9 protein-coding genes and 1 pseudogene are annotated in these 10,208 nt (G+C 38.9%); 5 read left to right on the forward strand and 5 right to left on the reverse strand.

Annotated elements, in window-relative coordinates; genetic code table 11:
* On the forward strand, positions 1–340 hold a 340-nt coding region (locus tag FJR06_RS04860; RefSeq protein WP_168650972.1), incomplete at its 5' end, for a hypothetical protein.
* On the opposite strand, the gene FJR06_RS04865 is transcribed toward FJR06_RS04860, so the two are convergent.
* The 4 genes and pseudogenes from FJR06_RS04865 to FJR06_RS04885 form a co-directional block, all read right to left on the reverse strand.
* Positions 322–882, reverse strand: coding sequence for a hypothetical protein (locus FJR06_RS04865; protein WP_168632938.1), 561 nt, complete (start codon positions 880–882; stop codon positions 322–324). The genes FJR06_RS04860 and FJR06_RS04865 overlap by 19 nt on opposite strands.
* Positions 883–925: 43 nt before the next feature.
* A pseudogene (gene smc / locus FJR06_RS04870) lies at positions 926–4,186 on the reverse strand (chromosome segregation protein SMC); the annotation flags it as partial.
* Positions 4,187–4,311: 125 nt separating this feature from the next.
* Complete coding sequence (locus FJR06_RS04880) at positions 4,312–5,751, reverse strand: MlaD family protein (RefSeq protein ID WP_168650975.1); 1,440 nt, start codon at positions 5,749–5,751, stop codon at positions 4,312–4,314.
* A 51-nt stretch (positions 5,752–5,802) separates the two neighbouring features.
* Positions 5,803–6,594, reverse strand: coding sequence for an ABC transporter ATP-binding protein (locus tag FJR06_RS04885; protein ID WP_015083490.1), 792 nt, complete (start codon positions 6,592–6,594; stop codon positions 5,803–5,805).
* Between the two features lie 98 nt (positions 6,595–6,692).
* Between FJR06_RS04885 and FJR06_RS04890 the strand changes: the two genes are divergently transcribed.
* Positions 6,693–7,082, forward strand: coding sequence for an MAPEG family protein (locus FJR06_RS04890; protein WP_015083489.1), 390 nt, complete (start codon positions 6,693–6,695; stop codon positions 7,080–7,082).
* A 93-nt stretch (positions 7,083–7,175) separates the two neighbouring features.
* Here the strand turns inward: FJR06_RS04890 and ald are convergent, their stop codons facing one another.
* Complete coding sequence (gene ald, locus FJR06_RS04895; protein ID WP_015083488.1) at positions 7,176–8,267, reverse strand: alanine dehydrogenase; 1,092 nt, start codon at positions 8,265–8,267, stop codon at positions 7,176–7,178.
* Positions 8,268–8,518: 251 nt separating this feature from the next.
* Between ald and FJR06_RS04900 the strand changes: the two genes are divergently transcribed.
* From FJR06_RS04900 to FJR06_RS04910, 3 genes are all read left to right on the forward strand, one after another.
* Entirely contained in the window at positions 8,519–8,689 is a 171-nt protein-coding gene (locus tag FJR06_RS04900) for a chlorophyll a/b-binding protein (RefSeq protein WP_015083487.1), read from the forward strand.
* A gap of 349 nt (positions 8,690–9,038) precedes the next feature.
* Entirely contained in the window at positions 9,039–9,332 is a 294-nt protein-coding gene (locus FJR06_RS04905) for a hypothetical protein (RefSeq protein ID WP_015083486.1), read from the forward strand.
* A gap of 197 nt (positions 9,333–9,529) precedes the next feature.
* Positions 9,530–10,138 carry a Uma2 family endonuclease gene (locus FJR06_RS04910; RefSeq protein ID WP_015083485.1) on the forward strand — a complete coding sequence of 203 codons (609 nt, stop codon included), beginning with the start codon at positions 9,530–9,532 and terminating at the stop codon, positions 10,136–10,138.
* Positions 10,139–10,208: the final 70 nt, after the last annotated feature.

The raw sequence follows: 10,208 nt of genomic DNA on the forward strand, positions 1-10,208 counted from the left end.
CCTACAAGCGATTCCTGCGGAGCGCTTCGCTATCGCACTTTCTCAATCTAACCTACGAGCGATTGCACTTTATCTATCTAACCTACGAGCGATCGCACTTGATCAATTTAACCTACGAGCGATTCCTGCGGAGCGCTTCGCTATCGCACTTTATCAATCCAACCTACAAGCGATTCCTGCGGAGCGCTTCGCTATCGCACCTTATCAATCCAACCTACAAGCGATTCCTGCGGAGCGCTTCGCTATCGCACTTTATCAATTTAACCTACGAGCGCACTTTATCAATCTAACCTACGAGCGATCGCACTACAAGATCAGCGATCACACCAAATCAGATTGATGAATGAGCGTATTTTCATTCCATTCTCCACTATCAAATTTATCAAGAATATACTTAAGATTAGCTGGAATGTTCTGCGAAAGTGTAGTTAATTCTTCTTGACTGATTAATGATTCCTGTTTAGACACAGCAACTATTGTACTAAAGAATGAGATCTGAACTCCTATTCTCTTCCTTATGACAGAAATTTCATTTGTTTCTAAAGCATCATAAGTTTCTTTGATATTAGCCGCAATAGCAGCAGTTACACTAGCGCCAGCATCAGAAGACTTCTTACAAACAAGTGGTAAAGAGTTGATAGCGAGTAAACTTTCCGTAATGTTATTATAATTGCCTGATCCGCATTCCTCTAAGTATCGGATTGAGGTTAAAATCATGTTCTTGTAAAGCTTTTCACCTTGCTTCCATTCTCTGTCAATTATAAAGTACATTTTTGAAAATGTATTAGCCATAAGGGCACTCAAAGCTCGTTTAGATACTTTAGCATCACCAAAACGCTGGACAATTTTTTGTGCTATTTCGTCAGAATTTTTGTTTGACATATTAAACCCTTAAAAAGATTGAGATTAAAGCTTTACAGCAAATTTAGCAGTGGTCAGATGATTGTAACTTAATACCCAAAACTTGAGTATAAGCACCTCTAGCTTGAGTTACACCAATTGTCCGCTGTGCTGATTCTATCATCGGACGGCGCAAACTCACAACTATAAACTGTGCCTGTTCCGCCTGTTGTCTAATCATTCTCGCTAATCGTTCCACATTTGCCCCATCTAAAAACATATCTACTTCGTCAAAGGCGTAAAATGGAGAGGGACGATAACGTTGTAGGGAGAAAATAAAACTTAATGCAGTTAAGGATTTTTCTCCCCCTGACATAGAAGCAAGCCGTTGGACGGGTTTACCTTTGGGGTGTGCGACTAGGTTTAAGCCACTGTTAAAAGGATCTTCGGGATTATCTAGTTGTAAATAACCGTCACCATCGGAAAGAATAGCAAAGATTGATTGGAAATTTTCGTTTACTGCGTCGAAAGCTTCTTTAAATGCTTTTTGACGGAGGGTGGTAAAGTTTTCAATTCTTAATAATAATTCTGTCCGTTCCCCTTCCAAAGTCTCTAATTTTTCGGTAAGTTCTTGAAGACGACTTTGGACTTTATCGAATTCTTCCAAAGCTAACATATTCACAGGTTCCATTGCCTGTAAACGTTTACCTAAACTCCGCAATTCTTTTTGTAAGTCTTCTAAATCAACTTTATTGGGAACTTCTGGGAGGGGACTGGGTAATTCTGCACCTAAATCTCGCAATTGGTTTTGTAGTGCTGTTAAATCTTCCCGGCGTTTTTGTTGAGTTTCTTGCAGTTTCTCAATTTCCCATTGTAATTGTTGTTGACGCAATAAGAGCGATCGCAACTCGGTTTCTGCTGTATCTCGATTTTTCTTTTCTTCTCCTAAATTTTCTTCTAATTGACCCAATTTAGCCTGAATTGCAGTAATCAAATTATTCAATTCTTCAACTTGACTATTAACTGTTGCTTGTTGCTGTTTTCCAGTTGTTTCTTCTTGTTGATATTGAATAACTCTGGTTTGAGATTCTTCTATTTTTTCTTGTAAACGCTGTTGTTGATTTTCTAAGTTTTTTAATTGCTGTTGAACATCTCTTAACGCTGTTTCCCGTTGTTGTAATTCCTGTTCTTGGGTTTTAATGATAGCTTGGATTTGTTGCCATTCGCTAGGGGTTTGGGAAGATTCCAACTCAGCTAAAGTATGTCGCAATTGTTGTAATTGAGTTTCTTGTTCTGGTAATTCCCGATTTAAAATTTCTAACCGTGATTGTGCAGATGTGAATTTTTGGGTATTTTGGGAAAGTTGAGAACGAGTATTTTCTAACTGCGTTGTTAAACTCTTAATCTCTTTTTTTAACTGTTCTAAATATAATTGTTGTTCTCTCCGTCCTTGACGTGCTTCCGTTAATTCTAAAGTTAATGTTTTAGTGCGAGTTCCTAAATGAGAAATTGCTTCTCCACAACGTTCTAAAATCCGGTCAATATCTATTAAGCGAGATTTCAAATTAGCGACTTCCTGAGATTCCCCGGCTTCACCGTTATCAAAGCGTAAAGATGAACGTTGACTACTACTACCCCCAGTCATTGCCCCGCTAGTTTCTAATAATTCCCCTTGTAAGGTGACTATGCGATATAGTCCCATATTTTTCCGAGCTTGGGCAAGAGTCGCAAATACTACCGTTGCACCAAAAACATAGGCAAATACATCATGATAACGGCGATCGCATTCTACCAAATTTACCGCATAATTAACAAAACCATCAGCTAAACGCAGAGTTGCATCCTGGGTAAATTTCGGGACTTTAATCTTATTTAAAGGTAAAAAAGTTGCCCTCCCTGCCCGTTTTTGTTTCAACAGTTCAATGCCCGCAGATGCCACACTATCATCTTCAACCACAATATGCCCCAAACGTCCACCCGCAGCCATTTCCAACGCTGTTTGATATTTGGGATCTACCTTACCCAACTGCACCACTAAACCACATAAACCGGGCATTTCCGACTGTAAAATCACCTTACTTGCTTGTGTTCCTTGTATTTCCTGTTGCGCTTGAGTTTGTGCCTCTAACTTATCTAATTGACGTTGTTTATCTCGTTGTTCTTGTAAAAGTCGCTTTTGGGTATCTTGTTGAATTTGTAACTCTTGTTCTGTCGCAGCGAGATTTTCAGCTAAATTTTGAATAGGTTGAGTAGAAGCATTAAATTCCGTTTCCAGACGCGCACATTCAGCTTGTTTTTGGGCTAATTCGGGTTCTAAAGTCGCAATTAACTGAGATTGTTCAGAAATCAATTGTTGTAATTGAGTATTCCGTTCCTGTAATTGCGCTTGTTCAGTGCGTTGCGGTTCAAGAGTATGCAGCAAAGATTCCATTTGCCGATTTAAAGCCGTTTGTTGTTGTACCCAAGCTTCCGAAGCCGAGGCAATTTCCGCAGCAGCTTGACGAGAAGATTCTAAATTTTGTTGGGCTATATCTCTTTCTGTTTGTAGAGACGTTACATTTACCGTTTCTACATTTTGTTTTTTCTTAGCTTCCTCTAAAGCAAGTTGATATTGTTGAATTTCTTGATAAGTTTGATTTAATCGCTTTGTAGATTCTTGAATAGATGTTTCTAACTCCCGTTGTTGACGTTGGAGTTGTTTCCGTTCCGCTTCCTGAGTAGCGAGATTTGATTGAACAGACAGAAGTTCCTCTTCCCCCAAAGCCTTTACCCGGAGATTGAGTTGATCTAATTCAGTAGTTTTTTGATCAATTTGAGAATTAGTTGTATTTAACTGAGTAGTAAAATCACTGAAATTGCGATCGCCCTCTTGAACTTGTGCAACTAGCTTTTCTTGCTGTGCTTGGAGAGAACGCCAAGATAATACAGATTCCCAAGACTGCTTTTGGATAAATTCAACTTTCAATAATTGATACTTTTCCGCCTTAGCCTTATCTTGAGACAGGCGATCGCATTGTATACTTAACTCAGTCTGAATAATCCGACAACTATCCTCCTTATCCTTCACCTCATCCAAAGTAGACCTAGCCTGGACAATTTTCCGATCATAAGTCGCCACCCCAGCCAACTCATCAATAATTTCCCGACGTTCCCGCGCATTCATGGAAATGATGCTGGTAACATCCCCTTGCAATACTACATTATACCCTTCAGGATAAATCCGTAACTCCTCCAAATCCTCATGTAACTCAGTCAAAGTACAAGCCACACCATTAATATAATAATTCGACGTATACCCCCCCTGCTGAGACACCCGCAACCGCCGAGTAACACTCCACTCAGACGATTTTGGATTTTGGATTTTAGATTTTAGATTTTCCCCTACTTCCCCTACCTCCCCTACCTCCCCTACCTCCCCCACTTCCCCCACTTCCCCCACTTCCCCCACTTCCCCCACTTCCCCCACTTCCCCTACTCCCTGTCCCCTGTCCCCTGTTCTCGATAATCTCGGAGTTGTTGGAGGAGTTGTTCTTGGGATGAATTGGGTGGTTCGGAGATAGGTTGGGTGGTTATTTCTACTTTCTCCAGGGTTTTGGGTGGGGGAGTAATTACTAAGTTTCGACTTTGCTCAACTACCGATACTTGTTTTTGGGGAACGGGTGCGGTAATTACTACCTTTGGGCGATTAGCATCAGCTTTGAGAGAATCTAGAGTTACAGCTACCTTGGTTTTTTCCTGGATGTCTTTGCTAGAAGAAACTAATTTACTCAGACCATTTACCAATCGCAGCATATTTTGACGGAACTTAGGATCGCCTGTTAATTCATCTAAATCAGCGGTAATTTTTTGGGTATTTTCAAATGTTGCTCTAGCTGCATCTAAAGTTTGTTGCAGTAAAACAATGTTTTTTGGATCATTTAAAGTTTTAGAAGCATCTTTTAAATTCGCAGAAGCTTCGGCTGCATTTGCAGATAGGGTTTCTAGGTTATTTAATAATTTTCCTTGGGTTAAGCGGTTAATCGCCGGTGATAAACTGGTAATTGTTTGCCTAAGTTGGTTACTGGTTTCCGTCATACTATTCAAAGTACCAACTAAAGAAGAACGATTAGTAGTGATGAGATTATCTAAATTTGTTAGTAAGCGACTTGCTTGCTTGGCTGTTGTACTAAAGTCTTTAGATGTTTCGCCTAATTGATTCGCTGTTTTGGTTGTGGTTGCAGTTAATTGGACTGTCGAACGTTGTAATGTAGCTGCTGTATCTGAAAATACACCTATTTGTCCTTTGAAGGTTTTGCTCAAACCTTGCAAATCCTTCGTCAAATCAGCGATATTAGCAGCAGCATTAGCCGAGGTTTCTAACGTACGATTCACATTTTTATAGAACTTTTCGTTACTGTACTGAGCCGCAAAAATAGTTGATTGTCGCATCAGTTCATCCACACTGATCCCAATTATCCCTTTTAAGCGAGAACCATTACAAATAATCAAGCTAGAATTACAGTCTTTATCTAGGGGTTTAGCGGTTACCTTCCCAGGTAAATCTCCTTTTGGTGTAATGTCAATAATATTTTCGCTAATTAATCCACTTTGATTGGCTTCAATGATCGAATTACTGGGAATTATTAAATCAGGGGAGTTAATTTGAATTTCGACATCAATCGCATTTGAGCCGGGTTTAACATTGGTGATAGTCCCCACTTTCACACCCCGAAAACGCACTGCTGAACCTTTTTGCATTCCCCCCGCGTTAGCAAATTCGATAGTTGCTTGATAAGAAGTTTGGCCGGGGGTGATTCTATTCAACCACAGTAAAATTACTCCAAATGCGCCTAACCCTAGCAGGAGCAACAATCCTACAGAACCTTCTCTCCATGTACGTGCAGATGTGAAGCTGCTAATTAGACCTCGCATTTATTCCTCCACTGATAGCGTTAAACTCAGCAATTTTATTTGATTTGGTACTTAACCAGCTACTTGAATGGGTCCATGTACACTTCCACTCATAAATTGTCTAATTAAGGGATTTTCTGTGTGATCTAAGGCAACTACTGTACCTTGCCATTGCACTTTTCCTTGATAAAGAAAGACTATTTGATCCGATGTCCGCCGAATTGTACTATCTTGGTGAGTCACAATGGAGTAGGTACTACAGACTCCTTGTGTATGTTGTAAGTCACGGATTAAGTCCTCAATTACCGTTGAGGCAATGGGATCTAATCCGGCTGTAGGTTCATCGTATAATAAAACCTCTGGACTATCTGTAGGACGTTGAGGATTGGACATAATAGCACGGGCAAAACTGACTCTTTTTCGCATTCCTCCAGAAAGTTCTGACGGGTAAAGGTGACTAATATCTGCTAGTCCTACCAATTCTAGTTTTTGATTGACTAATTCCCGAATATGCGATCGCTTGAGTCGAGAATGTTGATAAAGTAGAAATCCAATGTTCTCTTCGACTGTCAAGGAGTCGAATAAGGCCGCTTGCTGAAATACCATCCCAATCCCCACAGGGTCAGCAGCATCTTCTATTAAACCTTTTCGTTGTACTCCTTGAATATAAATTTCTCCCTCATCGGGTTTTAATAATCCGGCTATAATCCGCAAAACCGTTGATTTACCAGTTCCTGATGGTCCAATAATCCCTAATGCTTGGCCTCGATATATTTTCAAATCTATATTATCCAAAACCTTGTTCTTGCCAAAAGTTTTAGAAATACCTCTTAATTCAATTAATGGTTCTAATGTTTCTATCATTGCTGGTTGGTAATTGATTAAATTCTCACCTGTCACTTAATCACCTGTAACCTATAATATTTTGTAAATAACGTTATTTTCCCATTTTACTCAAGTTTATGTCTCCTTATCCTAGTTTAGTAACTGTTTCCGCACTTATACTATACTTTGTAGTCACAATTAATGTTGGTATAGCCAGAGCTAAATATCAAGTCCCCGTACCGCAAACTACAGGAAACCTCGATTTTGAAAGAGTGCTAAGGGTACAACAAAATACCTTGGAACAACTAGCTTTATTTATTCCGGCTTTATGGTTGTTTTCTATTTACGTTAGTCCTATTTGGGGTTCTGCTCTCGGTGCAGCTTGGATAGTAGGAAGAATTGCTTATGCTTGGGGATATTATCAAGCTGCTGAAAAACGCGGTCCTGGTTTTGCAATTAGTTCTCTCAGCGGTATCGTGCTAATTCTTGGTTCGCTGGTGGGGATTATTTTATCTATGGTGAAATAATTTTTGTTTCGCGCAAAGATACAAAGGAGCAAAGACGCAAAGGAAGAGGGCGGATTGACTTCCGCCCATATTGGTTATATATATTTACTTGATTTACTCAACTAAATCGGGGAAGACTTCTTGGACAGCAGGATGTACAAGCCGATGATTTTGGACGTTTAAACCTTTTGCTAAGGCTGGGTTAATTTCTAAAGCTTTAAGTCCCAGGTTTGCTAACTGGACAGTATAGGGTAAGGTGCTGTTATTGAGGGCTTGTGTGGATGTCCAAGGAACTGCTCCTGGCATATTAGGAACGCCATAATGCACTACTCCCTCATCAATGTATACTGGTTTGGTGTGAGATGTGGGGTGTAATGTTTCCACGCAGCCACCTTGATCTACAGCGACATCAACAATCACTGAACCAGGACGCATTTGTTTAACTAATGCACGAGATACTAGAATGGGGGCTTTTTTACCAGGAATTAAAACTGCACCAATCAGTAAATCGGCTTCTTTGACTGCGGCTTCAATATGGGCGGAATTGCTGTAAAGTAGTTCTACTCTCGAACCAAAGAGGGTTTCTAGGTAAGATAGGCGTTCCACGTTGACATCTAATATTTGCACCATTGCACCCATACCGACGGCGATTTTTGCGGCTTCTGTACCGACTACACCACCACCTAAAATCACGACTTTACCGGCTTTGACTCCGGGGATACCTCCTAAAAGTACGCCTCTTCCTCCTTGTTGACTTTCTAGGAATCTTGCGCCAAATTGTACGGCTAACCGACCAGCAACAATACTCATGGGGGTGAGTAAGGGGAGTTTATTTACTCCTGGTTGTTCTACGGTTTCATAAGCGATCGCACAAGTGCCACAATCAATTAAATGTTCTGTTAGTTGACGATTTGCAGCTAAATGTAAATAAGTAAATAATAATTGTCCTTTCTGCAAGAATTTATACTCGCTTATTAAAGGCTCTTTTACCTTAACAACTAACTCCCGATTCCAAGCAGCATCGGCTTTATCTACAATTTCTGCTCCAGCATTACGGTAGTCTTCATCAGTAAATCCCGCAACCGTACCAGCTTTACTTTCTACAAAAATATTATTACCATTTTCTCGTAATACCCGAACACTGGAAGGACTTAAACCTACCCGAAATTCTTGATCTTTAGTTTCCTTGGGAACACCAATTTCCATTGATAACCTCTTATATTTTATTGTTTCACTTTAGCGTGCCAGTACCTAGCTGATTATTTCCGTATTCAGTAATTCAAAATCCAAAATTTTTTAGTCTCCCTCACGCTACACCTTGACTAATTCGCCAGGTTTCTTACAATAGATAAAGAATAATTAAAAATTGTTAAGTACCGACGACCATCTCCGACAATTTACTTGAAAAATCCCTGTAAATTTTTGTTTGCCAATTATCAAGAAAGGAATCACTGATTATGACACAACAACAACCAACTATTACCCCTAAATTAGAACAACCTAAGTTTGGTTTTAATGAATATGCCGAGCGTTTAAATGGCAGAGCGGCTATGATTGGCTTTGTTTTAATGGTGATAATCGAATATGCTACCAATCAAGGTGTAATTGCATGGCTCGGTTTGAAGTAAACTTCTAATCTGGCGTTACTGATAACTTGCGTGGCATAGTTTACTAAAGCATGAATTTAGGTTTAGAGATGTTCCATGGAATGTCTCTACATTAGTTTTCAGTTGATTTTTGTCCTCACAGTCTGTTTCGCTAAATTAATTTCGTGCGTCAGTCCTAGTACAATGGAAATAATTGTGATGATCCTCAAAGCAATTACTTCTAGGGTGTTAATTACCGTACTCCCTTTTTCGGCAAAGGAAATTACAATTATTTGTGCTATTATTTGCCTCTAATCAAATAGACGAATTGTAGTTGGAATATTCTGAGTAAGTTTATACAAAAACTCTAAGTGGAACTAAGTAAGCTGTGATGAATGCTGTATTACCTCGTTTTTTAAAGTCAGCCTACCGCAAAGAACCGATCATTAGTGTATTGATAACAGCGGGAACAATAGATGCTATCATTGGTGGTTTGGATGATAGTTGGTCACTTTTCATCTTTGGTTTAGGAACAGTTGGAATAGCTCTCGTCTTTAAATTATGGCGAATGCAGCAACGTCCGGCTTTACCAGAAGAGCCTGTTGCTCAATATTATTTACCTCCTCAGTCTTCGGCTGATCCTTTACCTGTATTAAAGGTTTCCAAGAAGAAACCCCGTCAGTAATTACCGAAGCTGTCAGCGGTAAAACGCTTGAGGTGCAAAGCTTTATGATGAAAATTTGTACCTCATTTGCCCAAAATATGCTATATTTGGAAACTTTAGAAAGATTCAGGACTACTGGTTATATGTGGTCTTTGTCAGAAATTTACACTATTCAAAATCAAGTAAAATTCAATTAGTAACTATTACTAAATAGAACGATGAAACTACAAACTACTACCCAAGAAATCAAAGTAGTTACGGCTTACTATACTCCAGAAGAATATTTAGAATTAGAAGAAAAAGCTGATTATAAGAATGAATATCGAGATGGAGAAATTATATCTATGACTGGTGGAACAACAAATCATAATAAACTGGCGTTAAATTTAGCAACTGGCTTGAATGTGGCGTTAAATGATTTAGACTATGAAATTTATATTGGTGATGTGAAATTGTGGATACCACGCTATCGAGAATTTACTTATCCTGATGTGATGGTAATTGAAGGTCAGCCTGTTTATTACAGTGCGAATACTACAATAGTTACTAATCCTGTGTTAATTGTGGAAGTTTTATCTAAATCAACAAAAGATTATGACCGTGGTGATAAGTTTCTTTATTATCGCTCAATTCCTGAATTTAAAGAATATATTTTAATTGACCAAACTAAATATTATGTAATGCAGTATGTGAAAACTTCGGAAAATCAATGGATTTTGACAGAGTATGAAACTGAAGATGCTCTGATAAATTTGTCATCAATTAATGTAGAATTATCTTTGAAGCAATTATATAAAAAAGTCAATTTCTCGGAAAATTTAGAATAAAAAATCTCGGAATTTGGTGATTACTTTTTTATTAACAACTAACAACTGTACGGGCGAAGCATTTGGAGAA

The sequence above is a fragment of the Dolichospermum sp. UHCC 0352 genome (assembly GCF_009711925.1).
GTDB lineage: Bacteria > Cyanobacteriota > Cyanobacteriia > Cyanobacteriales > Nostocaceae > Dolichospermum > Dolichospermum lemmermannii.